Consider the following 24,279-nt stretch of genomic DNA (forward strand, 5'->3'; position numbering starts at 1 on the left):
ATCATCTGACTTGGAGGCATGTTCATGCCCGTCGTACCCCTCGCACGCCGTGCCGGCACCCGCACCGCCGTCCTCGCCGCTCTCACCCTCGCCGGGACCACCCTGAGCGGGGTGCCCGCTGTCGCCGCTCCGGGGGACAACGGGGACGTCAAGATCCACGCCACCGAGACGGCCGCCGGTGATCGGCGCAACGATCCGAAGGTCTGCGACTTCTACCTCGCCGCGTTCGACTTCGAGGCGGGCGAGACGGTCAACTGGACCATCCAGGCGCTGCCCGAGGTACCGGCCAAGAGCGGCTCGGTCACCCTCGACGCGGCCGGCGCGGGCCGCAGCCCGCTCATCGACCTGCCCAACGGGCAGTACAAGCTGACGTGGCTCACCGACCGGGCCCACGGCGCGGGCAAGTTCAAGGTGTTCCAGGTCTCCTGCCCGGACTCCAAGGCCACCATCACCCCGAACGGCGGTGCGCCGGCGGGCGGTGGCGGCATCGCCCGTGCCGAGGCCTTCACCCCGGTCGCCGGCGCCGCCGCCGTCGGCCTGGCCGCCGTCGCCGGAGCGGTCTGGTTCCGCCTCCGCCGCCGCACTGATGGCGCGGCGTAGGACACCTTCCGCGTATCGCGCCGCCCCTTCTGCGGGGCGGCGCGAGTCCGGGGCGGGCGGTGGTGCGGGTTCGGTGGGGCGGGGCGGGGGTGGGCCTGGGGCCGCCCCCGGGGCTCGGCGGAGGGCTGGGTCGGGGTCTGTGGCTGAGTCGGGGGTTGGGCGCGGGGCTGGGGCGAGGCCTGAGGCTGCTTCGGAGGTTCGGCGCGGGGCTGGGGTGAAGTCTGTGGCTGAGCCCGGGGTTCGGCGTGGAGCGGGGTCGGGGTCTGGGGCTGCCTCGGAGGTTCGGCGCGGGGCTGGGGCGAGGTCTGTGGTTGAGCCCGGGGTACGGCGTGGGGCCGGTTCCCGTTCCGGCGGTGCTCCGGTGGGGCGGCGTGGGGCCGGGGCGGGCGATGGTGCGGGCTCGGTGGCGCGGCGGCGTGGGGCCGGGGCGGGCGATGGTGCGGGCTCGGCGGGGCGGCGGCGTGGGGCCGGGGCGGGGTCGGCTGAGCCGGGGGTTCGACGGTCCGGTTCCGGTGCTGGGCCGGTGGGGTGGCGTGGTGCTGGGCCGGGGGCTGCGGCCTCCTCGGTGTCCCGGCGTGGGAGCGGGTCTGGATCCGTTGCCGCTCCAGGGGTTCGGCGTGGGGCTGGTTCCGGATCCGTCGCCACCTCTGCCCGGCGTGGGGCCGGGGCTGGTGCTGCCCCCATGCCGGTGGGCCTGCGAAGGGGCGAGCCGAGGGGTCGGCGTGGGGCCGGTGGCGCCGGAGGCCGGGGCGGGGCCGGGAGCGGCCATGCGGGATGGCCCCGGCGGCCGCGCAGGCCCTGGTACCGGACGCGTGCCTATCGGCTGACGCGGACGATCGCCGTGGCCTTCTCGTTGCTGTTGCTCGGTGTCTGCTGGGACCCGGGCGACGTGCCCGGCCGTACGGTCACGGCCCTCCCGACCGGCTCCGCCGGAGCCGCCGCGGCAGCCCTGCCGAGCGACTTCGGCACCGCCCCGGCCACCCCCTCGGGCGACGCCGGCACCACCACTGCCCGGCCCAAGAACTCCGCCGCGTCCTCTGCCCTCCCGGGCACCTCCTCCGCCTCCCCGTCCGCCCGGCCCGGCCCCTCTCGAGCCGCATCCCGTACCGCCAGCCGTACCGCACCGCCCCAGAGCCCCACAGCCGGCACCCCCGAGCCGACCCGCACCCGACCCCCGGCCCCCGACCCCCTGCCCCCCTCCCGAGCCACCCGCCTCCTCATCCCCTACCTCCGCATCGACGCCCCGATCATGCCCCTGGGCCTCGACCGCGAACGCCGTCTCACCGCGCCCCCGGAGGACAAGCCGAAACTGGTCGGCTGGTACCGGCACGGCGCCTCACCCGGCGAGCAGGGCACCGCCGTCGCCGTCGGGCATCTCGACACGGACCGCGGTCCCGCCGTCTTCGCGGGGCTGACGGAGCTGGAGCGCGGCCGGGTCCTCAAGGCCCGCCGCGCCGACGGGCGGATCGCCGTCTACACGATCGACGCGATCAAGTCGTACGAGAAGTCGCGATTCCCGAGCCAGGAGGTCTACGGCTCCCGGGGCCGCCCCGAGCTGCGCCTGATCACCTGCGGCGGCGCCTACGACCGCAGGAAGGGCTACTCCGGGAACGTCGTGGTCTTCGCCCACCTCACCGCCGTCCGCTGACCCCTGGCCGAATCAGGCCGTCCGCCTTCTCACCAACTGGACCGGAGCCCCCGATCCCGCCCGGTGTCTTCCCCCGGCCGCACACATTCCGTTAACTCCCGTGACCCACAGCCCCGTACGACCCGCACGGGGCTTCCGACCCGCGGAGCACCAGCGCCCGGTAGACCCCTCGGGGGCACGCAGGACACGCGCCATCTCCCTGCACGACGTGAGCAAGGCCTACACGCGCGGCTCCCGCGTGGTGGACCGGCTGTCGCTGGACATCACCCCGGGCGAGTTCCTCGTGCTGCTCGGCCCGTCCGGCTGCGGCAAGTCGACCGTGCTCAGGATGATCGCCGGGCTGGAGGAGATCGACGAGGGCGAGCTGCTGCTCGACGGCGAGTACGCCAACGACCTGCCGCCGCCCGGCCGGCACGGACCCCCGCCCCCGTGTGTACGCCACCGCCCGCATGCTGGGCATCGAGGACCTCCTCGACCGCCTGCCCGCCCAGCTCTCCGGCGGCGAACGCCTGGGGGTGCCCCCAGGCCGTTCAGGCACTGGGGGAGGGTCGCCATGGGCCGGGCCATCGCCCGCCACCCCTCCGCCTTCCTGATGGACGAGCCGCTGTCCAACCTCGACGCCAAGCTCCGCACCCACCTGCGCGCCGAGATAGCCCAGCTCACCGGGGAGCTGGGCGTCACCACGGTCTACGTCACCCACGACCAGGCCGAGGCCATGTCGCTCGGCGACCGGGTCGCCGTGCTGCGCGGCGGTGTGCTCCTGCAGGCCGACAGCCCGCGCGTCGTGTACGCGCTGCCCAGCAACGTCTTCGTCGCCGCGTTCATCGGCACCCCGCGCATCAACCTCCTGCGCGGCCTGGTGCGTGCCCCGCTGGACGGCGCGATGACCATCAGCCTGGGCAAGCAGTTCCTGCGCCTGCCCGAACCGCTCTCCCCGGACCACCAGTTGCTGCGGGTCCAGCAGGGCCGCGAGGTCATCGTGGGCCTGCGCTCCGAAGCCGTCCGGATCTCCCCCAAGTTCTCGGCTTCGCTCGAACAGGGGGGACCCCCATCGCACTCCTCGGCCCGCCCCGGCGAGGTGCCGATCACCGGCCTGGTCGAGCATATGGAGTTCCAGGGGCACGAGATCCTCGTCCACTTCACCACCGGCTCCCGCCCCGCCGGGCCGGACCCGTGGTCGCTCTGGACCACCCCGAGGCCGCGGCCCCCGCCCCCGCCGAACCCCGCCTGCCCGGGGACCTCATCGTCCGCACCACCCCGGACCTGGCCCTCCGCCACGGCATGCAGGTGCCGCTCCTCGTCGACCTCGCCCACCTGTTCGTCTTCGACCAGAACGGCGACCGCATCTGTCCGCATCCGGCGCGCCTGCCCGACCTGGAAAGGTGAGCAGCCGCACACCCATGACCGGGTACCCGCGACCGGGACGTCTGGCGTCAGAAAACTATCGTCGCTAGTTTATGTGCCGGACGACGACGCCCCGCCCCCGGAGGAAGCGCGATGAAGGCATACGACGGCATGTACATCGGGGGCGCCTGGCGCCCGGCCGCCGGCCAGGACGTGATCGAGGTCGTGAACCCGGTCGACGAGCAGGTCATCGGCACGGTCCCGGCGGGCACCGCCGAGGACGTCGACACCGCCGTACGGGCCGCCCGCGCCTCCCTCGCGGACTGGGCCGCGACCCCGCCCGCCGAGCGTGCGGCGCGCCTGGCCGCCCTCCGGGACGTGCTCGTGGCCCGTGCCGACGAGATCGCCGAGACGGTGACGGCCGAACTCGGTTCGCCCCAGAAGTTCTCGCAGGCCGTCCACGCGGGCGTGCCGATCGCGGTCGCGGGCTCCTATGCCGAGCTGGCGGCGACGTACGCCTTCGAGGAGAAGACCGGCAACTCGGTCGTGCACCACGAGCCGGTCGGCGTCGTCGGCGCCATCACCCCCTGGAACTACCCCCTGCACCAGATCGTCGCCAAGGTCGCCCCGGCCCTCGCGGCGGGCTGCACGGTCGTCGTGAAGCCCGCCGAGGACACCCCGCTGGTCGCCCGTCTCTTCGCCGACGCGGTGCACGAGGCCGGGATCCCGGCAGGCGTCTTCAACCTGGTCACCGGCCTCGGCCCGGTCGCCGGCCAGGCCCTCGCCGAACACCCCGGCGTCGACCTGGTCTCCTTCACCGGCTCCACCGCCGTCGGCCGGCAGATCGCCGCGATCGCCGCCGGGCAGGTCAAGAAGGTCGCCCTCGAACTCGGCGGCAAGTCCGCCAACGTCATCCTCCCGAGCGCCGACCTGGCCAAGGCGGTCAACGTCGGGGTCGCCAACGTGATGTCCAACTCCGGGCAGACGTGCAGCGCCTGGACCCGCATGCTCGTCCACCGCGACCGGTACGACGAGGCCGTGGAACTCGCCGCCGCGGCCGCCGCCAAGTACGGCGACCGCATCGGCCCGGTCGTCAACGCCAAGCAGCGGGCACGGGTGCGCGGCTACATCGAGAAGGGCGTCGCGGAAGGCGCCCGCCTGGTCGCCGGCGGCCCCGAATCCCCGCGCGAGACGGGCTACTTCGTCAGCCCGACCGTCTTCGCCGACGTCACCGAGGACATGACCATCGCCCAGGAGGAGATCTTCGGCCCGGTCCTGTCGATCCTCCCCTACGACGACGAGGAGGACGCCCTGCGCATCGCCAACGGCACGGTCTACGGCCTGGCCGGCGCCGTCTGGGCCGGTGACGAGTCCGAGGCGGTGGCCTTCGCGCGCCGGATGGAGACCGGCCAGGTCGACATCAACGGCGGCCGGTTCAACCCCCTCGCGCCCTTCGGCGGTTACAAGCAGTCGGGCGTCGGCCGCGAACTCGGCGTGCACGGCCTGGCCGAGTACCTCCAGACCAAGTCCCTCCAGTTCTAGAACCAGGGGAGTCCCTACCGCCATGGCTGTCCGCGCCGCCGTTCTGCCCGCCGTCGGCTCCCCGCTGGAGATCACCGGCATCGACCTGCCGGACCCCGGACCCGGACAGGTCCGCGTCCGGCTCGCCGCCGCCGGGGTCTGCCACTCCGACCTCTCCCTGTCCGACGGGACCATGCGCGTCCCCGTCCCCGCCGTCCTCGGCCACGAGGGCGCCGGAACGGTCGTCGCCGTCGGCGAGGGCGTCGGTCACCTCGCGCCCGGCGACGGGGTCGTCCTCAACTGGGCCCCGTCCTGCGGCGCCTGCCACGCCTGCTCGCTCGGCGAGGTCTGGCTGTGCGCCAACGCCCTGAAGGGCACCGGCGACGTCTATGCCCGCACCACCGGGGGCACCGACCTCCACCCCGGCCTGAACGTCGCCGCGTTCGCCGAGGAGACGGTCGTGTCCGCCGCATGCGTCCTGCCCGTGCCCGACGGTGTCCCGCTCACCGACGCCGCCCTCCTCGGCTGCGCCGTCCTCACCGGCTACGGCGCCGTCCACCACTCGGCCCAGGTCCGGCCGGGCGAGACGGTCGCGGTGTTCGGCGTCGGGGGAGTGGGCCTCTCCGCCCTCCAGGCGGCCCGGATCGCGGGCGCCTCGAAGATCGTCGCGGTCGATGTCTCCGCCGAGAAGGAGGAACTGGCCCGGGCGGCCGGCGCCACCGACTACGTCATCGCCTCCGAGAACACCGCACGCGAGATCCGCGCCCTCACCGCCAAACAGGGCGTCGACGTCGCCGTGGAGTGCGCCGGCCGCGCGGTCACCATCCGCACCGCCTGGGACTCCACCCGGCGCGGCGGCCGCACCACGGTCGTCGGCATCGGCGGCAAGGACCAGCAGGTCACCTTCAACGCCCTGGAGATCTTCCACTGGGGCCGCACCCTCTCCGGCTGCGTCTACGGCAACTCCGACCCGGCCGAGGACCTCCCGGTGCTCGCCGAACACATCCGGGCGGGCCGCCTCGACCTGAGCGCGCTGGTGACGGAGCGGATCTCCCTGGAGGGCATCCCGGCCGCGTTCGAGAACATGCTGGCGGGCAAGGGCGGCCGGGCCCTGGTCGTCTTCTAGCCCGGCTCTCCCGCCACCCCGGCCTCCGCGCGAGGCCGGGGCCTCAGGCATGCCCGCACGCACAGTCGGTGCCAAGTACAGGTAAAAGTCCTGGTGCGCGACCCGTTGACGTACATACCGTCCGGTCAGTACGTTCCCGGGACCCGAGCCATCCCCCGTTCCGTCCCCGCACCCACCGGAGCGTGCACCGCATGGACACGGCACCTTCCGCTCAGCCCGCCTCCACCACCCCGGCCGCCGGCAACCGCCGCCGGGTCGCCACCGCGGCAGCGCTCGCCTCCGCCGTCGAGTGGTACGACTACTTCGTCTTCGGCATCGCCGCCGCCCTCGTCCTCGGCGACCTCTACTTCCCCGCGGGCAGCCCCACCGCCGGCGTCCTGGCCTCGTTCGCCACCTTCGCCGTCGGCTTCCTCGCCCGCCCCATCGGCGGCATCGTCGCCGGCCACCTCGGCGACAAGCGCGGCCGCAAGCCGATGCTGGTCCTCGCCCTCACCCTGATGGGCGTGGCCACCACCGGTATCGGCCTGCTGCCGACGTACGACACGATCGGCGTCGCGGCCCCGATCCTGCTGGTCCTGCTCCGCGTCGCCCAGGGCGTCGCCGTCGGCGCCCAGTGGGGCGGCGCGATGCTCCTGGCCACCGAGTACGCCCCGGAGGGCAAGCGCGGTGTCTACGGCAGCGTCGTCCAGCTCGGCGTCCCCATCGGCGTGGTGACCGCCAACACGGTCTTCCTGGCCGCCGGCGCCCTCACCACCGACTCGGCGTTCGCCGCCTGGGGCTGGCGCGTGCCGTTCCTGGTCGGCCTGCTGGTGCTCGGACTCGCCTGGTACATCCACACCAAGGTCGAGGAGACCCCCGCGTTCCGGGAGGCCGAACGCGCCCTCGCGGAGAAGGAAAAGACCGAGCAGAGCTCGCCGCTGCGCACGATCCTGCGCGGTCACCTCGGCACGGTGCTCCTCGCCGGCGGCTCCTTCGCCGTCAACACCGCGACCTTCTACATCCTGATCACCGGCGTCCTCGACTACACCACCCGCGAGCTGGACATGAAGAAGAGCGCGGTGCTCACCGTCTCGCTCTGCGTCAGCCTCACCCAGCTCGTGCTGATCCCGGCCGCCGCCGCGCTCTCCGACCGTGTCGGCCGCATCCGGATCTACGCCCTCGGCGCGGTCGGCATCGCGCTGTGGGCCGTACCGCTCTTCCTGCTGATCGACACCGGCTCGCTGCTGTGGCTCGCGGTCGGCACGTTCGTCGCCAGCTGTTTCCTGAGCATCATGTACGGCCCCCAGGCCGCCCTGTTCGCCGAGCTGTTCACCCCCGAGATGCGCTACACCGGCGCCTCCCTCGGCTACCAGATCGCGGCCGTCGCCGGCGGCGGGCTCGCGCCCTTCGTCATGGTGCTGCTGCTGGAGGCCACGGGCACGTCGATGGCCGTGTCCGGCTACATCATCGTGCTCTCGGTGATCGCGCTGGTCTCGATCAAGGTCCTCGCGGACCGGGCGCGTGCGGCGGAAAAAGCGGCGGAACCCGCCACCGAGCCGGCGACGGAGGCCGAGTCAGCGGGCTGAGTCCGCGGCCTCCTCGGGCCGGGGCTCCGGAGCCGCTCCCGGAGCCCCGGCCCGAGCCGCCGCCCGCGACCGCGACCGGGACACCGCGACACCCGCCAGGCACAGCACACCGCCGACCAGGGTGAGCAGCCCCGGCACCTCGCCGAGGAAGAGCCAGGACATCAGGACGACCAGCGCGGGCGCCGCGTACGTCGTCGCGCCCATCCTGCTCGCGGTCGTCCGGGACAGGGCGTACGCCCAGGTCGTGAAGGCGAGGGCGGTCGGGAAGACGCCCAGGTACACCATGTTGAGCGTCGCGGAGGCCGGTGCGGCGGCGGCCTCCTGGACCAGCTGCCCGGCGAACGGCAGACACAGCACCGCGCCGACCAGGCAGCCGAACGTCGTCACCTGCAAGGGACTCGCCGAGCCCAGCGCCGGCTTCTGCGCCACGACACCACCGGCGTACGCGACCGCCGCCAGCAGGCACAACACCACCCCGAGCACGGAGGATCCGCCCTCGCCCGACATCGACAGCCCCACCGTCACCGCGCCGGCGAACGACACCGCCATCCCCGCCAGCAGCCGCGGCGGCATCGGGTCCCCGAGCAGCCGGGCACCGAGCAGCGCGATCAGGATCGGCCCGGTGTTCACGACCAGGGCGGCCGTGCCCGCGTCGACCTGCTGCTCGCCCCAGTTGAGGGCGACCATGTAGAAGCCGAACCAGAGCACCCCCGATATCGCGATCCCGCGCCAGGCCGGGCGCGGCGGCCAGCCCTCCCGCCGCACCAGACAGATCACCCCCAGCGCCAGCACCCCGGCCAGCAGCCGCCCCAGCGCCAGCGCACCCGGCGAGTACGCGTCCCCCGCACTGCGGATCGAGACGAAGGCCGACGCCCACAAGACGACGGTGACCGCGGCAGCACCAGCGGCCAGCAGCTCCGCCCGGCGGGCGGGCGGGGAGGGGGAGTTCATCATGCTCCAGAGGCTAGAAGGGACGGAGGGACGGACGCTCGCGGTTTTCGGACCGGGCGTTGAGGTCTTTCGGGCGGTGTGTCAGGGGTTGTCCGGCCAGGCCTCGAGGTCAGCGCAGCGCCGCCGCTTGCACGCCCAGCAGCTCGAAGAGGGCCCGTTCGCCGGCCGCCGTCACCTTCACGGCCCGCTCGGAGCCGATGCGCACGCACCAGCCCGTGTCGAGGGCGTGCCGGCACAGGGCCGCGCCCGCGACGCCCGCGAGATGGGGGCGGCGTTCGGTCCAGTCCAGGCAGGCGCGTGCCAGGGGACGCCGGCCACGCCGTTCGAGGCCGATACCGGCCGACGCGAACCACGCCAGTCCCGTATCGGTGAGCGCGAACCCGGCCTCCTGTTCCAGCAGCCCGCGCGCCGTCAACGCGTCGGTGACCGCGATGCCGAGCCGCCCGGCGAGATGGTCGTAGCAGGTGCGCCCCCGGGCCATCGCCGAACCCGCGCTCGACTCCCGAAGGCTCCGCGGCCGTACGGCGGCCGTGCCCGGCGCGACCTGCGCGGCCAGGTCCTCCAGCAGCTGCGCGACCCGCGCGTCGGCCAGCCGGACGTACCGGTGCCGGCCCTGCCGCTCCTCGGTGAGCAGCCCGCCCGCGACGAGCCTGCTCAGGTGCTCGCTCAGCGTCGACGCGGCGACCCCCGCGTGCCGCGCCAGCTCGCTCGCGGTCCAGGCCCGCCCGTCGAGCAGCGCCAGCAGACACGCGGCCCGGGTCTCGTCCGCGAACAGCCCGGCGAGCCGTGCCAGGCCCGTGGCCCGCGGATCCCTCGTCGTCATGGCCCCAGCATGGGACACGGACCGTTCGGCCGCGGCCGAAGTGTCCCTACGCGGTCCGCCGCACCTGCTCGTACTGCCCTGCAAGCCCGTCCAGCAGGGCCGTCAGCCCCGTCTCGAAGGCCCGCTCGTCGATCTTCTCCTGCTGCTCGGCGAGGAGATGGGCCTGCTGGAGATGGGGGTAGTCGGCGGGGTCGTAGGCGCTCGCGTCGTCCACGAAGCCCCCGGCGAAGGAGCCGAGCGCGGAGCCCATCACGAAGTACCGCATCAGCGCGCCGATGGACGTGGCCTGCGCCGGCGGCCAGCCCGCGGCGACCATCGCGCCGTAGACCGCGTCCGCGAGGCGCAGCCCCGCCGGGCGGCGGCCGGGGCCGCAGGCCAGCACCGGGACGATGTTCGGGTGGTCGCGCAGCGCGGCCCGGTAGGAGACGGCCCAGTCGTGCAGCGCGGTCCGCCAGTCGCGGCCGTCCTCGAACATCGTCAGGTCCACCTGACCGCTCACCGAGTCGGCGACCGCCTCCAGGATCTCGTCCTTGGTGCGGAAGTGGTTGTAGAGCGAGGGCCCGCTGACCCCGAGTTCGGCGGCGAGCCGGCGGGTGGAGACGGCCGCCAGGCCCTCCGCGTCCACGAGCGCGCGGGCCGTCTCGACGATCCGGTCGGTGGAGAGCAAGGGCTTGCGCGGTCGGGCCATGGCGCACATAGTAGGGCTGCGCCCTTAAACTAGCACTGCTAATTTAAAGGTGCGGCTTTCAACGGCGTACGGCTTTCCCTGGGGTGACGTGTGGTGAACCTGGAACTCGGCGAGGAGCAGATCGCGGTCCGGCGGCTCGCGCGGGACTTCGTGGAGCGGGAGATCACCCCGAACGTCATCGCCTGGGACCGCGCCGAGGAAGTCGACCGCGCGATCGTCAAGAAGCTCGGCGAGGTCGGCTTCCTGGGCCTGACGATCGACGAGGAGTACGGCGGCTCCGGCGGCGACCACCTCGCGTACTGCCTGGTCACGGAGGAACTGGGCCGGGGCGACTCGTCCGTGCGCGGCATCGTCTCCGTCTCGCTGGGGCTCGTCGCCAAGACCGTCGCCGCCTGGGGGAGCGAGGCGCAGAAGCGCCGCTGGCTGCCGGGGCTCACGTCCGGCGAGGCGGTCGGCTGCTTCGGCCTGACCGAGCCGGGCACGGGCTCGGACGCGGGCAACCTCGCGACCCGGGCCGTACGGGACGGCGACGACTACGTCATCAACGGCACCAAGATGTTCATCACCAACGGCACCTGGGCCGATGTCGTCCTGCTCTTCGCCCGCTCCGTGGACGCCCCGGGCCACAAGGGCGTCTCCGCCTTCCTCGTCCCCACCGACACTCCCGGCCTGACGCGCCGCACGATCCACGGGAAGCTGGGGCTGCGCGGCCAGGCCACGGCCGAACTGGTGCTGGAGGACGTACGCGTGCCCGCCTCGGCGCTGCTGGGGGAGGAGGGCAAGGGTTTCTCCGTCGCCATGTCCGCCCTCGCCAAGGGCCGGATGTCGGTCGCCGCGGGCTGTGTCGGCATAGCCCAGGCCGCGCTGGACGCGGCGGTGCGCTACGCGGGCGAACGCGAGCAGTTCGGGAAGCCCATCGCCGGGCACCAGCTGGTCCAGGAACTCATCAGCGACATCGCCGTGGACGTCGACGCCGCCCGGCTGCTGACGTGGCGGGTCGCCGATCTGATCGACCGGGGGCAGCCGTTCGCCGTCGAGTCGTCCAAGGCCAAGCTGTTCGCCTCGGAGGCGGCCGTCCGCGCCGCGAACAACGCGCTCCAGGTCTTCGGCGGGTACGGCTACATCGACGAGTACCCGGCGGGCAAGCTGCTGCGGGACGCCCGAGTGATGACCCTCTACGAGGGCACCAGCCAGATCCAGAAGCTGGTCATCGGGCGTGCGCTGACGGGCGTTTCGGCATTCTGAGTACCTTCTGAGTACGTCGGCGGATGTGGTACGGGCCACTTCGGCCGAAGCTTGCCCTCATGAGTGACACACCGGGCAAGCAGCAGAACACGGCCGCCTTCTACGGCCAGGCCGTCGCCTCCTTCGCCGTCGCCATGGCGGCCACCGCCATCGGCATCTACCAGCTGAGCGCCGACGCCTGGGTCCGGGGCTTCCTCGCCATCGCCGTCCTGTACCTGGTCACCTCCGCCTTCACGCTGGCCAAGGTGATCCGGGACCGGCAGGACGGGGCGTCCGCGTCCGCGCCCGCGTACGCCCCCTTCGAGAAGCGCTGAGCGGCCGCACTAAGCGACCGCTCACCTTCGGCGGTATGGTGGTGCACCTGCCAGTGGAGAGGGGCACGTGATGGGTACGGCGGAGGATACGGCCGGCGGCGAGGCGCAGGCGTGGGGCGAGGTCACGCCCGACGCGGCGCGGCGGCTGCTGATCGCCGCGGTGGAGGCCTTCGCCGAGCGCGGGTACCACGCCACGACGACCCGTGACATCGCGGGTCGCGCCGGGATGAGCCCGGCGGCGCTCTACATCCACTACAAGACCAAGGAAGAGCTGCTGCACCGCATCAGCAGGATCGGGCACACGAAGGCCCTGGAGATCCTGCGGACGGCGTCCCGGCGCGAGGGCAGCGCCCGCGAGCGCCTGGCCGACGCGGTCAGCTCCTTCGTCCGCTGGCACGCCGGCGGGCGCACCACGGCCCGCGTCGTCCAGTACGAGCTGGACTCGCTCGGGCCGGACGCCCGGGCCGAGATCCTCGCGCTGCGCCGGCAGTGCGACGACGAGGTGCACGCGGTCATCGTGGACGGCGTGGCGTCGGGCGAGTTCGACGTGCTCGACGTCAAGGGGACCACCCTCGCGGTGCTCTCCCTCTGCATCGACGTGGCCCGCTGGTTCAACGTCGACGGGCCGTGGACCCCGGACGAGGTCGGCGCGCTGTACGCCGACCTCGTGCTGCGGATGGTCGGAGCCGGGGAGCCGGCGCCGGCTCAGAAGTAGTAGCGCGCCACGGACTCGGCGACGCAGACGGGCTTGTCGCCGCCCTCGCGCTCCAGGGTGAAGGCGACGGTGACCTGGACACCGCCGGTCACGTCCTCGACGCCGGTGATCGTGGCGGTCGCGCGCAGTCGGGAACCGACCGGCACGGGCGCGGGGAAACGCACCTTGTTCGTCCCGTAGTTGACGCCCATCTTCACGCCCTCGACGGCGATCAGCTGCGGCCCGAAGAGGGGGAGCAGCGACAGGGTCAGATAGCCGTGCGCGATGGTCGTGCCGAAGGGGCCCGCGGCGGCCTTCTCGGGGTCGACGTGGATCCACTGGTGGTCACCGGTGGCCTCCGCGAAGAGGTCGACCCGCTTCTGGTCGATGTCGAGCCAGTCGGTGTACCCCAGCTGCTCGCCCACCGCCGACTTCAGGTCGTCGACGGACGTGAAGATCCTCGGCTCTGCCATGTCCCGGCCTCTCGCATGTCAGGGAAGCTGTTTCTCTAAGCGACTGCTTAGCATGGTCGGCCCCGGGGGGTCGTGTCAACGGACTGGGTAGGGTTCGATGAGTGCCCCAGATTCCAGAGCAGATCCATGAGCTCACGGTCGGCCAGCTCGCGGCTAGGAGCGGCGCGGCCGTCTCCGCGCTGCACTTCTACGAGTCCAGGGGCCTGATCGGCAGCCGCCGGACCTCGGGCAACCAGCGCCGCTACTCCCGTGACACGCTCCGCCGGGTCGCCTTCATCAGGGCCGCGCAGCGGGTCGGCATCCCGCTGGCGACGATCCGCGAGGCGCTGGCGGAACTCCCCGAGGAGCGGACGCCGACGAGGGAGGACTGGGCGCACCTCTCGGAGGCCTGGCGCTCCGAACTGGACGAACGCATCGCGCAACTGAACCGCCTGCGCGACCACCTCACCGACTGCATCGGCTGCGGCTGCCTCTCCCTCGAAGGCTGCGTCCTCTCCAACCCGGACGACGCCTTCGGCGAACGCCGCACGGGCTCCCGCCTGATGGTGGACAAGAACCGCGCGTAGCCGCTAGCCGCCTAGCTGCGGGCATGCGTGCCTCCCCCAGTGCCTCAAGGGCCTGGGAGGTGCCCCCAGGGCGGCACGGGTGGGCGGTGGGGGTCCCCCCGCTCGAGCGAAGCCGAGAGTGGGGGAGGCACCCCGCTCCGCCGGGTTGCGCACCCACCCGGCCTCAGCATCAACGCCGAGTACCCCCCGCCTGACCAAGCGCGTACTCACCCAACCCCGCCAAAACCAACTCCGCATTGGACCGGGCCCGCCTCCCATCCGGCAGCACCAGCACATCCTCCAACCCGACCCGCGCACCCACCCCCAACCGCCCCGCAAGCCGCAGCACAGGCCAAGCACCCCCGTCCTCCCCGTGCAACAACACAGGACGACCATGGGCGGAACCGATCTCGGACAACAACGCCCGCGCAGAGGAAACGGCACTCCCCGCATCCGTGTCCGTCACCTCGGCCAGCACCCGCAAAACCCTCGGCCCCAGCGAAGACGCGGCAAACCGCTCCGCCCCGTCCGTCCCCGACCAGATCCCCGCCTCCACCCCCACCCCGAGATCGAGGAGCGCGGCGGCCACCTCCTCCGCCCCCGGCTCATGCCAGTTGACCGAAGCGTGGTCGGGCAGCGCGGTCCACGCCCGGACGCGCTCCACCCTGGCGGCGGGATCCGGCTCCGCCCACGCCCCCGTCGTCACCCCGACCGGCACCGACACCCGCGCCCGAATCTCCTCCAGCGTCATCGCGAGCACCCGCGGCGACAACGTGTCCCGCCCGCACGGCGTCTTGGGATGGACATGGACATCCGTGGCCCCGGCCGTGACGGCCTCCGCCGCCGACTGGGCCATCGCCTCGGGCGTCAGCGGCACCGCCGCACCGTCGGCGGCTCCCCGCGTCCCGTTCAGACACACCTGCACCATGTCCCGATGGTGCCAGTCACCACTGACAGCCGGTCCCCGCGACGCCAGTGGGGGTGCGGCATCCCCGGCGCACCCCCCGCGCACCCGCGTTCGTCAAGCCGACATCAACAGTGGCCTCGTCCGCCTGGCGAACGCCAGGGACTCGGGCGAGAGCACGGGACGCGGTACCAGGATTCCGCAGTCCGTGCAGACCGGACCCGCCGATGGTTCGTGGTCCAGGTCGTACTTCCAGGCGAGTTGCCCCCCGCCGCACACCGGGCACGCCGAGCCCGGTTCGCGCTCCAGCGCGGCGATCAGCCGGCGCAGCACCTCGGCCAGCGGTTCACGGGGATGGACCGCCGGATCGTCGCACCACGCCACGCCGAAGCCGCCCCAGGTCAGCCGGTGCCAGTCGTCCACGCTGCCCGGCCGGCGCAGTCCGTCGTGCTTCTCCTTCTTGCGGCGCTCGGCGAACTCGACCTCATAGGCCAGCCAGACCGCCCGCGCCTCCTCCAGCTCGTCCAGTGCGGCCACGAGCCGCACTGGATCGGGGGACCGGTCCTCGGGACCGAACCCTGCCCGGGAGCACAAATGGTCCCAGGTCGCCCTGTGCCCGTAAGGGGCGAACCTCTCAAGGCACTTGCGCAGCGAATAGCGCCGCAATGCCAGATCGCACCGCGGATCGCGGACCTGTCTCGCCAGACTCCGGAAACCGGCCATCGTCCTGCACCTCCGTCACACCTGCACCTGTAATCCGGTCACTTCGGCGTCGTCGTACGGACGTCGCCGAATAGACGTATCGACAAGCGAATCGGCTCCATCCGATTTCAAATGCCCTCCATAAGCCGTCCTAAGAGGCTCGCGAGTCGACTGCCGTGGTCCGTGTGCCTGTTGTGCTGACTCCAAGAAGTGACGCTTGTTCATCTTCAAACCCGGGGATACCGGCGGTAACATCCGGCCACCCCCTCGCGAGGAGCCCCCATGCCACGGCGTACCCCACGCACCGCTCTCGGCAGAATGAGAACTCCCCGGGGAATCCCCGGGTTCCTGAAGACGGCTTCGGTATGCGCCCTGATCGCAGGACTTTTGTCGCCGCTTGCCCCGGCGGCCGCCGCGGAAACACCGGCCGCGCAGGTCGCGGCCGCGGCGAACGACTACTGCGGCAACCAGTGTTCGGACATCCTCCCGCCCGGCCAGAACGGCAACGCCACCCTCGCCCAGATCCTCCTCAACCAGGCCTTCGGCACCCAGCCCGAGCACGCCGAGGACCAGCTCGGGCCCTATGCGAACCTCGCCAAGGGCTACGCCGGCCTCACCAACGACAAGATCAACAACTTCTTCAACGACGCGTCCTTCGGAGTTCCGGCGGACCAGGTCGCCTCCACCGTCAAGCCCGCCGGGCGCGGCGACGTGACGATCGTCCGTGACAAGAAGACGGGCGTGCCGCACATCACCGGCACCACGCGGTACGGCACCGAGTTCGGGGCCGGCTACGCGGCCGCCCAGGACCGGCTGTGGCTGATGGACGTCTTCCGGCACGTCGGGCGCGGGCAGCTGACCTCCTTCGCCGGCGGCGCGCCCTCCAACCAGGGCCTGGAGCAGCAGTTCTGGCGGCACGCCCCGTACACCGAGGCCGATCTGCAGGCGCAGATCGACAACGCCGTCGCCACCAACGGCGAGCGCGGCAAGCAGGCCCTCGCCGACGCCACGGCCTATCTCGACGGCATCAACTCCTACATCGACGCCTCCGACAGCGGCCGCTACTTCCCCGGCGAGTACGTCCTCACCGGCCACAAGGACTCCGTCACCAACGCCGGGACGATCGAGCACTTCAAGATCACCGACCTGGTCGCGCTGGGCTCGGTCATCGGCGCGCTGTTCGGTTCCGGCGGGGGCGGCGAGGTCAACAACGCGCTGTCGCTGCTCGCCGCCCAGGAGAAGTACGGCGTGGCGGAGGGCACCAAGGTCTGGGAGTCCTTCCGTGAGCGCAACGACCCGGAGGCCGTCCTCACCGTCCACGACGGCAGCTTCCCGTACGCGACCAAGCCCGACGACCCGCAGGGCACGGCCCTGCCCGACGCCGGTTCCGTGCAGCCCGAGCCGCTCGTGTACGACCGCACCGGCAGCGCCACGACGGCCGGTGCCACCGGAGCCTCCGGCGAGGCGGCGAAGACGGCCCTGTCGTCCGCCAAGCGTGGCATGTCCAATGCCCTCGTGGTCGGCGGCGAGCACACCGCCAGCGGCCACCCCGTCGCCGTGTTCGGCCCCCAGACCGGCTACTTCGCCCCCCAGTTGCTGCTGCTCCAGGAGATCCAGGGCCCGGGCATCAGCGCCCGCGGCGCCTCCTTCGCGGGCCTGAGCATGTACGTGGAACTCGGCCGCGGCCAGGACTACGCCTGGAGCGCCACGACCTCAGGCCAGGACATCATCGACACCTACGCCGTCGAGCTGTGCCAGGACGACCACCACTACCTGTACCGCGGCACCTGCACGCCGATGGAGAAGATCGAGCAGAAGAACGCGTGGAAGCCCACCACCGCCGACGGCACCGCGGCCGGCTCGTACACGATGCGCGTCTGGCGCACGAAGTACGGCCCCGTCGAATACCGCGCGACGGTCGGCGGCAAGAAGGTCGCCTACACCACCCTGCGCTCGTCGTTCATGCACGAGGCCGACTCCATCATCGGCTTCCAGATGCTGAACGACCCCGGCTACGTCAAGGGCCCGGAGTCCTTCCAGAAGGCGGTGCAGCACATCAACTACACCTTCAACTGGTTCTACGCCGACTCCGAGCACACCGCGTACTACAACAGCGGCGACAACCCGGTGCGCGCGAACGGCGTCGACGCCGAGTTCCCGGTGTGGGCGCGGCCGGCCTACGAGTGGCGGGGCTGGGACCCGGCGGCCAACACGGCCGACTACACCCCGGCCTCCGCCCACCCGAACTCGATCGACCAGGACTACTACATCTCCTGGAACAACAAGCAGGCCAAGGACTACACGACCGCGCCCTGGGGCAACGGGTCCGTGCACCGCGGCAACCTCCTGGAGGACCGGGTGAAGAAGCTGGTCCAGCAGGGCGGGGTGACCCGGGCCTCGCTGGTGAAGGCCATGGCCGACGCGGCGACGGCCGATCTGCGGGCGGAGGACGTCCTGCCCAAGCTGCTGAAGGTCGTCACGAGTTCACCGGTCACCGACCCCGCCACCGCAGCCGCCGTCGGCAAGCTCCAGGCCTGGGTCGCGGCCGGCGGCAAGCGCACGGAGACCTCGGCCGGCTCCAAGAAGTACGCCGACGCCGACGCGATCCGCATCCTGGACGCCTGGTGGCCGCAACTGGTCAAGGCCGAGTTCGAACCGGGCCTCGGCAGCGAGCTGTACGAGGCCATGACCGCCAACCTGCCCGTGGACGAGTCCCCGTCGGCCGCCCACGGACCGACCGGCTCGCACGCCGGAAGCTCCTTCCAGTACGGCTGGTGGAGCTATGTCGACAAGGACATCCGGGCCGTGCTCGGCGAGCAGGTGCGGGGCCCGCTCGCCAGGAAGTACTGCGGCGACGGCAGCCTCGGCGCCTGCCGCGACACCCTCGTCAGCACCCTGAAGGAGGCGGCCGGCAAGACCGCCGCCCAGGTCTACCCCGGCGACGACCAGTGCGCGGCGGGCGACCAGTGGTGCGCCGACTCGGTCATCCATCGCACCCTCGGCGGCATCAAGCACGGCAAGATCAGCTGGCAGAACCGGCCGACCTACCAGCAGGTCGTGGAGTTCACCTCGCACCGGTGACCCGGCAGCTCCGAGAACCGGCGGCGGGTCAGCGCACGCGGCCCGCCGCCAGCACCAGCCGCGCCAGCTCCTCGTGCAGGATGTCGCTGTGCGCCCCGGCCGGCGGCCCGCCGCGTCTGACCACCGCCGCCACGTCGACGTTCACGCACCCCGAGGCGGGCAGTTTCGCCGCGAGGGCCTTGGTGAGGGTGTACGCGCGCGTGCCCGGCACCGCCCGCACCCCGCCGCAGCCCATGGCGCCCCACTTCTCGCCCAGGACCCGGCTCAGGTCGAGGCCGGCGACCGAGCGGCTGTCGCCCGCCATCCGTGACGCCAGCGGATAGATCGTGCCGAGGGCCGTGTCGTGCCGGGAGTGGCAGCACACCACAGGACCGTCGACACGGTTCTGCTGCCCCTGAAGCACCCCTCCGGCGCGGGCGTCGTGCGGCAGCCGGGCCGCGAACGCGTAGTGCGAGAACGCCCCTTGGAGCAGCGTCACGGACTTCACCGTGCGCACGCCCTCGGGCAGTCCGCGCAGCGCGAACGACACCAGCCGCGCGCCGAAACTGTGCCCCACCAGGTGCACGCGCACGCCCGGCGCCGCCGCCGCGAGCTGCCCGACGACCCGGCCGAGACCGCGCTCACCGACGGTTCCGGCGCGCCGCTTCATCGCGTAGTACGTCGCCTGCCGCAGCAGTTCGTGCGCGCCGTCCCAGGGGTTCGGGAGCCTGAAGTCCCGCCGCGTGCCCGACGCTTCGAGCTCCGCGAGCGCCTGCGCGTACTCCTCGCAGGCCGCCGCCGAGGCTCCGGTGAACATCTCCGGCTCGCTCTGCGGCACGCCCTCCGCCACCGTGTCCGCCGCGAACAGCTCCTGCGGCCCGGGTGCCACCACCTCCACCAGCAGCCGCACCAGCCGCCCGAACTCCTCCAGCTCGGCCTCCTCCGGCGGCTGCTGCTCCAGCAGCCGCGCGATCTGGTCGACCAGGATCGCCCGGCCCGGGAAGGTCTCCAGCAGCGCGTGCCGCGTGTCCTTGTCGAGCACGGGACGCCCGCGGGCCTCGGCCGCCACGGCCCGTGGCAGGTCCGGGATCGGCTCGTCGGAGAACCGCATCGCCGGCCACAGCACCCCGACGTACCCGATCCGGGCCGCCGGGGCCAGTCGCGGGAAGGGCGCGAAGAAACGGTCGTAGAGCCGGGTCGCGCCCGAGCGGTCGTTGTTCCAGCCGTGGGCGAAGACGATGAGGTCGCGCACCTTCCGTTCCGCCACCCCGGCGAGCAACCGGTCCCGCTGGCGGCCCGCCGGGTCCCCGTCCGCGTCGAAGGTCAGCTCCCAGTAGGGAGTCACACTCATCGCCGGATCCGCCATGACAGGCCCCCTAGCCCCCGGGTGACGCCACGATCTGGGCGCATCGTCCCGCCAACGGGGCCGATTGGCCATACGTCACGGGCGCATTGGGGGCCGTATGCCGTGCTCAGCGGTAGACGAGGTACTCCCGCCGCGTCCGCCGGAACACCGCCAGCTCGCTCTGCCACCCCGCCACGACCTCGTCGGTGTCCGCGCCCGCGTCGATCATCGTGCGCACGCGCGTGGAGCCGGTGAGCTTGTCGATCCAGTGGTCGGGGCGCCAGGCGAAACCGCTCCAGACCCGCTTGGCCGTCACGAGCAAGGCGATTCCCGTGCGCACGGGGTCGAACGCGGCCCGGTCGTGCACATGGAGCTGTACGCCGCCGATCGTCTTGCCCTGGAACTTCGAGAAGGTGGGCGCGAAGTACGCCTCCCTGAACCGCACGCCGGGCAGCCCGAGTCCGTTCGCCTCGGCCGCCCAGCGCCGGTCGACGCCCTCCGCGCCCAGCAGCTCGAACGGCCGGGTCGTGCCGCGCCCCTCCGACAGGTTCGTGCCCTCGAACAGACACGTCCCCGAGTACACCAGGGCCGTCTCCGGCGTCGGCATGTTCGGGCTCGGCGGCACCCAGGGCAGTCCGGAGGCGTCGTAGAACTCCGAGCGCTTCCAGCCCGACATCGGCACGGTCTCCAGCGGCACGGGCGCGGTCAGGAACTCGCCGTTGAACAGCCGCGCCAGCTCCGCGACGGTCATCCCGTGGGCCTGGGAGATGGGCTGCCGCCCGACGAACGTGGCGAACTCCTTGTGCAGCACGGGCCCCAGTGCCGTCCGGCCGGTCACCGGGTTGGGCCGGTCCAGCACCACGAACCGCTTGCCGGCGAGCTGTGCGGCCTCCATGCAGTCGTACAGGGTCCAGATGTACGTGTAGAAGCGGGCGCCGACGTCCTGGATGTCGAAGACGACCGTGTCCACGCCGGACGCGGTGAAGATGTCGGCGAGAGGCCGGCCGCTCTTGAGGTACGTGTCGTAGACGGGCAGGCCGGTCGCCGGGTCGTCGTAGCGGCCCTCGGAGCCGCCGGCCTGGGCGGTGCCCCGGAAGCCGTGCTCGGGGCCGAAGACGGCGGTGAGGTCGACGCGGTCGTCCTCGTGCATGACGTCGACGATGTGGCGGACGTCGCGGGTGATGCCGGTGGGGTTGGTGACGATGCCGACCCTTTGGCCGTCGAGCAGGGCGTAGCCGTCCTGGGCGAGTCGTTCGAAGCCGGTGCGTAGTTGCCTGCGGCGCTGGGCGGCGGCTGCGGTGGAGGTGGCTGTTACGGCTGCCGCCGTGGCGGTGGTGAGTACGGCTCGTCTGGAAGGGCGCATGCGGTGACCTCCTTGAGCGGGGACGGTCGGCATGGGCACGGTATGCGCTCCCGCGGGCTGTGGGGAGGCTGCGGGCCGTCTGTGGTCGATCGCGCAGTTCCCCGCGCCCCTTGAGGGGCGTTGCTGATACCCCTTCCGTGGTACATACCGACCGGTTAGTCTGGCGCCATTGCTGAGCCGCGTCTAAGGAGACCGATGGTGGGAGCCTTTCAAGGGGCCGGAGTCGTTGTCACGGGGGCCGGTGGCGGGATCGGGGCCGCGCTGGCCCGGCGCTTCGCCGCCGAGGGGGCCCGGGTCGTCGTCAACGACCTGGATGCCGAGCGGGCCAAGCACGTCGCGGACGAGGTCGGGGGGATCGCCGTGCCCGGTGACGCCTCGGCGATCGTCGGGGACGCCCGGGACGCGCTCGGCGGGACCGTCGACGTGTACTGCGCCAACGCCGGTGTCGCCTTCGACGGCGTCGATTCCGGTCGGGCGCTGGACGAGAAGGCGTGGTCGACGTCCTGGGACGTGAACGTCATGGCCCATGTCCGGGCCGCCGAGCAGCTGCTGCCGGCCTGGCTGGAGCGCGGCAGCGGCCGGTTCGTCTCCACCGTGTCCGCCGCCGGGCTGCTCACCATGATCGGCGCCGCGCCCTACGCCGTCACCAAGCACGGCGCCCTCGCCTACGCCGAGTGGCTGTCGCTGACGTACCGGCACCGGGGCGTGAAGGTCCACGCGATCTGCCCGCAGGGCGTCCGCACCGACATGCTCGCCGCCACCGGCAGCGCGGGCGACCTGGTGCTGCAGCCGACCGCGATCGAGCCGGAGGCCGTCGCGGACGCCCTGCTCAAGGGCATCGAGGAGGACCGTTTCCTGATCCTGCCGCACCCGGAGGTCGCCGCCTACTACCAGGCCCGGGCAGGTGATCCCGACCGGTGGCTGACCGGAATGAACCGCATCCAGCAGCAGTGGGAGGAGACCCGGTGACCGAGTCCCGCTACGCGGCCAAACCCTGGCTCGCCCTGCTCGGCGAGGCCCAGAAGGGCCCGATCAGCCCCGCCGGCTCCCTCGTGCACGCCCTGCGCCGGGTGGTGGCCGAGACGCCGGACAGCGACTTCCTGGCCTACTTCGACGGCCGGCTGACCTACGGGGAGGTCGACGAGCTCAGCGACTCCGTCGCCGGGCATCTCGTGGCGCGCGGCCTCGAGCGCGGTGACCGGGTCGCGGTGCTGCTCCAGAACTCCCCGTACTTCGTGCTCGCCGTGCTCGGCGCGTGGAAGGCGGGCGCGGTCGTCGTGCCGGTCAACCCGATGTACAAGTCGGGCGAGGTGGCCCACGTCCTGCGGGACGGCGAGGTCGCCGCGCTGATCTGCTCGGACCGGGCGTGGGAGTCGTATCTGCGCGAGACGGCCGCCGACTCGCCCGTGCGGATCGCGCTCACCGGGTGCGAGCTGGACTTCCAGACGCGTGACGACGCGCGCGTGCTGACCTTCGAGCGGCTGCCGCAGGCCCCGGACGCCGATGACCTGGTGACGGCGGCGCGAGCCGGGAACAAGGCGCCGGCGGACCGTGTGCCCGGGCCCTCCGACATCGCGCTGATCAGCTACACCTCCGGCACGAGCGGCACGCCCAAGGGCGCCACCAACACGCACGGCAACATCATGTACAACGCCGAGCGGCAGCGGACCGGCCTGGGGCTGCCCGAGCGGCCCGTGTACTTCGCGATGGCGCCGCTGTTCCACATCACGGGCATGGTCTGCCAGTTCGGCGCCTGTCTGAACAGCGGGGGCACGCTCGTGCTGGCCTACCGCTTCGAGGCGGGCACGGTGCTGGACGCGTTCGCCGAGCACGCGCCGCACTACACCGTCGGCCCCTCCACGGCCTTCATGGCGCTGGCCGCCCACCCCTCGGTCACCCGCGACCACTTCTCCTCCTTCCGGGTGATCTCCTCCGGCGGCGCCCCGCTGCCGCCCGCGCTGGTGGAGAAGTTCCGGGCGGGCTTCGGGCCGTACATCCGCAACGGCTACGGACTGACCGAGTGCACCGCGCCCTGCGCCTCCGTGCCGCCCGGTCTTGAGGCGCCCGTCGACCCGGCCTCCGGGACGCTCGCCGTGGGCCTGCCCGGCCCCGACACGGTCGTACGGATCGTCGACGACAACGGCGACGAGGTGCCCTTCGGTGAGCAGGGCGAGATCGCCGTACGCGGCCCGCAGGTCGTGCCCGGCTACTGGCGGCGCGCCGACGCCACCGCCGAGACGTTCCCCGGCGCCGAACTGCGCACCGGCGACATCGGCTTCATGGACGAGCAGGGCTGGCTGTACGTCGTCGACCGCAAGAAGGACATGATCAACGCGTCCGGCTTCAAGGTGTGGCCGCGCGAGGTCGAGGACGTGCTCTACACGCACCCGGCGGTGCGCGAGGCCGCCGTCGTCGGGGTGCCCGACGGCTATCGCGGGGAGACCGTCAAGGCGTACATCAGCCTGCGTCCGGACGCAGAGACGGACCCGGATGCACTCGCCGCCTACTGCAAGGAGAGACTGGCCGCCTACAAATACCCGCGCCAAGTGGAGATCCTGCCCGACTTGCCGAAGACGGCCAGTGGGAAGATCCTCCGTCGGGAACTTCGTTCCCGTACGCAAGACAACTGACAGCAGTACGGAAAGGCAGGTGGCGGCAGTGCCCAGGACGACGGACTCGGACGGCACCCCCGTGCCTCAGCGGCTCCTGGCCGCCGCCACCCGGCTCTTCGCCGAGCGGGGCTACGACCGCACCTCGGTGCAGGAGATCGTCGAGGCGGCAGGCGTCACCAAGGGGGCGCTGTACCACTACTTCGGCTCCAAGGACGACCTTCTGCACGAGGTGTACGCGCGCGTGCTGCGCATCCAGCAGGAGCGGCTGGACGCCGTCGCGGACGCGGACGAGCCGGTCGAGAAGAGACTGCGGTCCGCGGCCGCGGACGTCGTGGTGACGACCATCGAGAACCTCGACGACGCGATGATCTTCTGGCGGTCGATGCACCATCTCAGCCCCGAGAAGAACAAGCAGGTCCGCTCCGAGCGCCGCCGCTACCACGAGCGCTTCCGCGCGCTGGTCGAGGAGGGCCAGGAGTCGGGCATCTTCTCCAAGGCGACCCCGGCGGACCTGGTCGTCGACTACCACTTCGGCTCGGTCCACCACCTGTCGACGTGGTACCGCCCGGATGGGCCGATGAGCCCCCAACAGGTAGCCGACCACCTGGCCGACCTCCTGATGCGGGCCCTGCGCCCCTGACCCAGGTGCTCCGTCCCCTGGATCCCCGGCCGGCGATTGAGGACGAGGCCGTCCAGGCCGAAGCGGGGTCCGGGGGCGCAGCCCCCAGCGGGGTCGAAGGGGCGGAGCCCCTGGAG

21 protein-coding genes and 1 pseudogene are annotated in these 24,279 nt (G+C 72.3%); 14 read left to right on the forward strand and 8 right to left on the reverse strand.

Features of this window, described 5'->3' with window-relative positions:
• Positions 1 to 18 precede the first annotated feature (18 nt).
• From ACFT4A_RS22345 to ACFT4A_RS22370, 6 genes and pseudogenes are all read left to right on the forward strand, one after another.
• Positions 19 to 600: a hypothetical protein gene (locus ACFT4A_RS22345; RefSeq protein WP_382832691.1), complete on the forward strand. Its 582-nt coding sequence runs from the start codon at positions 19 to 21 to the stop codon at positions 598 to 600.
• Between the two features lie 841 nt (positions 601 to 1,441).
• On the forward strand, positions 1,442 to 2,248 hold the full coding sequence (locus ACFT4A_RS22350; RefSeq protein WP_382832693.1) for a class F sortase: 807 nt from the start codon (positions 1,442 to 1,444) through the stop codon (positions 2,246 to 2,248).
• A gap of 208 nt (positions 2,249 to 2,456) precedes the next feature.
• Positions 2,457 to 3,634: pseudogene (locus ACFT4A_RS22355) on the forward strand (ABC transporter ATP-binding protein).
• A 111-nt stretch (positions 3,635 to 3,745) separates the two neighbouring features.
• Positions 3,746 to 5,134 carry an aldehyde dehydrogenase family protein gene (locus tag ACFT4A_RS22360; RefSeq protein WP_382832695.1) on the forward strand — a complete coding sequence of 463 codons (1,389 nt, stop codon included), beginning with the start codon at positions 3,746 to 3,748 and terminating at the stop codon, positions 5,132 to 5,134.
• A 22-nt stretch (positions 5,135 to 5,156) separates the two neighbouring features.
• Positions 5,157 to 6,239, forward strand: coding sequence for a Zn-dependent alcohol dehydrogenase (locus ACFT4A_RS22365; RefSeq protein WP_382832696.1), 1,083 nt, complete (start codon positions 5,157 to 5,159; stop codon positions 6,237 to 6,239).
• Between the two features lie 191 nt (positions 6,240 to 6,430).
• A complete protein-coding gene (locus ACFT4A_RS22370; protein WP_382832698.1) occupies positions 6,431 to 7,804 on the forward strand; it encodes an MFS transporter in 1,374 nt (457 codons plus the stop codon).
• On the opposite strand, the gene ACFT4A_RS22375 is transcribed toward ACFT4A_RS22370, so the two are convergent.
• The 3 genes from ACFT4A_RS22375 to ACFT4A_RS22385 all read right to left on the reverse strand — a co-directional run bounded on the left by ACFT4A_RS22375 (position 7,793) and on the right by ACFT4A_RS22385 (position 10,266).
• Complete coding sequence (locus tag ACFT4A_RS22375) at positions 7,793 to 8,758, reverse strand: DMT family transporter (RefSeq protein ID WP_382832699.1); 966 nt, start codon at positions 8,756 to 8,758, stop codon at positions 7,793 to 7,795. The genes ACFT4A_RS22370 and ACFT4A_RS22375 overlap by 12 nt on opposite strands.
• A 106-nt stretch (positions 8,759 to 8,864) precedes the next feature.
• Complete coding sequence (locus ACFT4A_RS22380) at positions 8,865 to 9,578, reverse strand: ArsR/SmtB family transcription factor (protein WP_382832701.1); 714 nt, start codon at positions 9,576 to 9,578, stop codon at positions 8,865 to 8,867.
• Positions 9,579 to 9,624: 46 nt separating this feature from the next.
• Positions 9,625 to 10,266, reverse strand: coding sequence for a TetR/AcrR family transcriptional regulator (locus ACFT4A_RS22385; RefSeq protein ID WP_382832702.1), 642 nt, complete (start codon positions 10,264 to 10,266; stop codon positions 9,625 to 9,627).
• 93 nt (positions 10,267 to 10,359) lie between these two features.
• Here ACFT4A_RS22385 and ACFT4A_RS22390 point away from each other — a divergent pair, with 93 nt between their 5' ends.
• The 3 genes from ACFT4A_RS22390 (at position 10,360) to ACFT4A_RS22400 (ending at position 12,540) form a co-directional block, all read left to right on the forward strand.
• Positions 10,360 to 11,511: an acyl-CoA dehydrogenase family protein gene (locus ACFT4A_RS22390; RefSeq protein WP_382832703.1), complete on the forward strand. Its 1,152-nt coding sequence runs from the start codon at positions 10,360 to 10,362 to the stop codon at positions 11,509 to 11,511.
• A 59-nt stretch (positions 11,512 to 11,570) separates the two neighbouring features.
• Complete coding sequence (locus ACFT4A_RS22395; RefSeq protein WP_382832704.1) at positions 11,571 to 11,825, forward strand: YiaA/YiaB family inner membrane protein; 255 nt, start codon at positions 11,571 to 11,573, stop codon at positions 11,823 to 11,825.
• 70 nt (positions 11,826 to 11,895) lie between these two features.
• Positions 11,896 to 12,540, forward strand: a complete 645-nt coding sequence (locus ACFT4A_RS22400) for a TetR/AcrR family transcriptional regulator (RefSeq protein ID WP_382832705.1) — start codon at positions 11,896 to 11,898, stop codon at positions 12,538 to 12,540.
• Here ACFT4A_RS22400 and ACFT4A_RS22405 read toward each other — a convergent pair.
• Positions 12,531 to 12,992, reverse strand: coding sequence for a MaoC family dehydratase (locus ACFT4A_RS22405; RefSeq protein WP_215122445.1), 462 nt, complete (start codon positions 12,990 to 12,992; stop codon positions 12,531 to 12,533). The two genes, ACFT4A_RS22400 and ACFT4A_RS22405, sit on opposite strands and share 10 nt — an antisense overlap.
• Positions 12,993 to 13,093: 101 nt before the next feature.
• Here ACFT4A_RS22405 and soxR point away from each other — a divergent pair, with 101 nt between their 5' ends.
• Positions 13,094 to 13,558 (forward strand): redox-sensitive transcriptional activator SoxR, encoded by a 465-nt coding sequence (soxR, locus tag ACFT4A_RS22410; protein ID WP_382832707.1) that lies wholly within the window; start codon positions 13,094 to 13,096, stop codon positions 13,556 to 13,558.
• A gap of 169 nt (positions 13,559 to 13,727) precedes the next feature.
• On the opposite strand, the gene ACFT4A_RS22415 is transcribed toward soxR, so the two are convergent.
• A complete protein-coding gene (locus ACFT4A_RS22415; RefSeq protein WP_382832709.1) occupies positions 13,728 to 14,465 on the reverse strand; it encodes a 3-keto-5-aminohexanoate cleavage protein in 738 nt (245 codons plus the stop codon).
• 93 nt (positions 14,466 to 14,558) lie between these two features.
• Entirely contained in the window at positions 14,559 to 15,164 is a 606-nt protein-coding gene (locus ACFT4A_RS22420) for a hypothetical protein (protein WP_382832711.1), read from the reverse strand.
• 261 nt (positions 15,165 to 15,425) lie between these two features.
• Between ACFT4A_RS22420 and ACFT4A_RS22425 the strand changes: the two genes are divergently transcribed.
• Positions 15,426 to 18,224, forward strand: a complete 2,799-nt coding sequence (locus ACFT4A_RS22425; protein ID WP_382832712.1) for a penicillin acylase family protein — start codon at positions 15,426 to 15,428, stop codon at positions 18,222 to 18,224.
• A gap of 28 nt (positions 18,225 to 18,252) precedes the next feature.
• On the opposite strand, the gene ACFT4A_RS22430 is transcribed toward ACFT4A_RS22425, so the two are convergent.
• Together ACFT4A_RS22430 and ACFT4A_RS22435 are read right to left on the reverse strand one after the other, a co-directional pair.
• Positions 18,253 to 19,569 (reverse strand): serine-threonine protein kinase, encoded by a 1,317-nt coding sequence (locus tag ACFT4A_RS22430; protein ID WP_382832714.1) that lies wholly within the window; start codon positions 19,567 to 19,569, stop codon positions 18,253 to 18,255.
• A gap of 106 nt (positions 19,570 to 19,675) precedes the next feature.
• Positions 19,676 to 20,911 (reverse strand): exo-beta-N-acetylmuramidase NamZ domain-containing protein, encoded by a 1,236-nt coding sequence (locus tag ACFT4A_RS22435; protein WP_382832716.1) that lies wholly within the window; start codon positions 20,909 to 20,911, stop codon positions 19,676 to 19,678.
• Between the two features lie 195 nt (positions 20,912 to 21,106).
• Between ACFT4A_RS22435 and ACFT4A_RS22440 the strand changes: the two genes are divergently transcribed.
• The 3 genes from ACFT4A_RS22440 to ACFT4A_RS22450 are packed head-to-tail and all read left to right on the forward strand — an operon-like array spanning position 21,107 to position 24,163.
• Positions 21,107 to 21,880 carry an SDR family oxidoreductase gene (locus tag ACFT4A_RS22440; RefSeq protein ID WP_382832717.1) on the forward strand — a complete coding sequence of 258 codons (774 nt, stop codon included), beginning with the start codon at positions 21,107 to 21,109 and terminating at the stop codon, positions 21,878 to 21,880.
• The gene (locus ACFT4A_RS22445) at positions 21,877 to 23,541 is read left to right on the forward strand and encodes a class I adenylate-forming enzyme family protein (RefSeq protein ID WP_382832719.1); all 1,665 of its coding nucleotides are present in this window, start codon (positions 21,877 to 21,879) and stop codon (positions 23,539 to 23,541) included. Before ACFT4A_RS22440 ends, ACFT4A_RS22445 begins: the two co-directional genes overlap by 4 nt.
• A 28-nt stretch (positions 23,542 to 23,569) precedes the next feature.
• Entirely contained in the window at positions 23,570 to 24,163 is a 594-nt protein-coding gene (locus ACFT4A_RS22450; RefSeq protein ID WP_382832721.1) for a TetR/AcrR family transcriptional regulator, read from the forward strand.
• Positions 24,164 to 24,279 lie beyond the last annotated feature (116 nt).

Origin of the sequence: Streptomyces sp. NPDC057099 (assembly GCF_042671245.1) — a bacterium.
GTDB lineage: Bacteria > Actinomycetota > Actinomycetes > Streptomycetales > Streptomycetaceae > Streptomyces > Streptomyces purpurascens.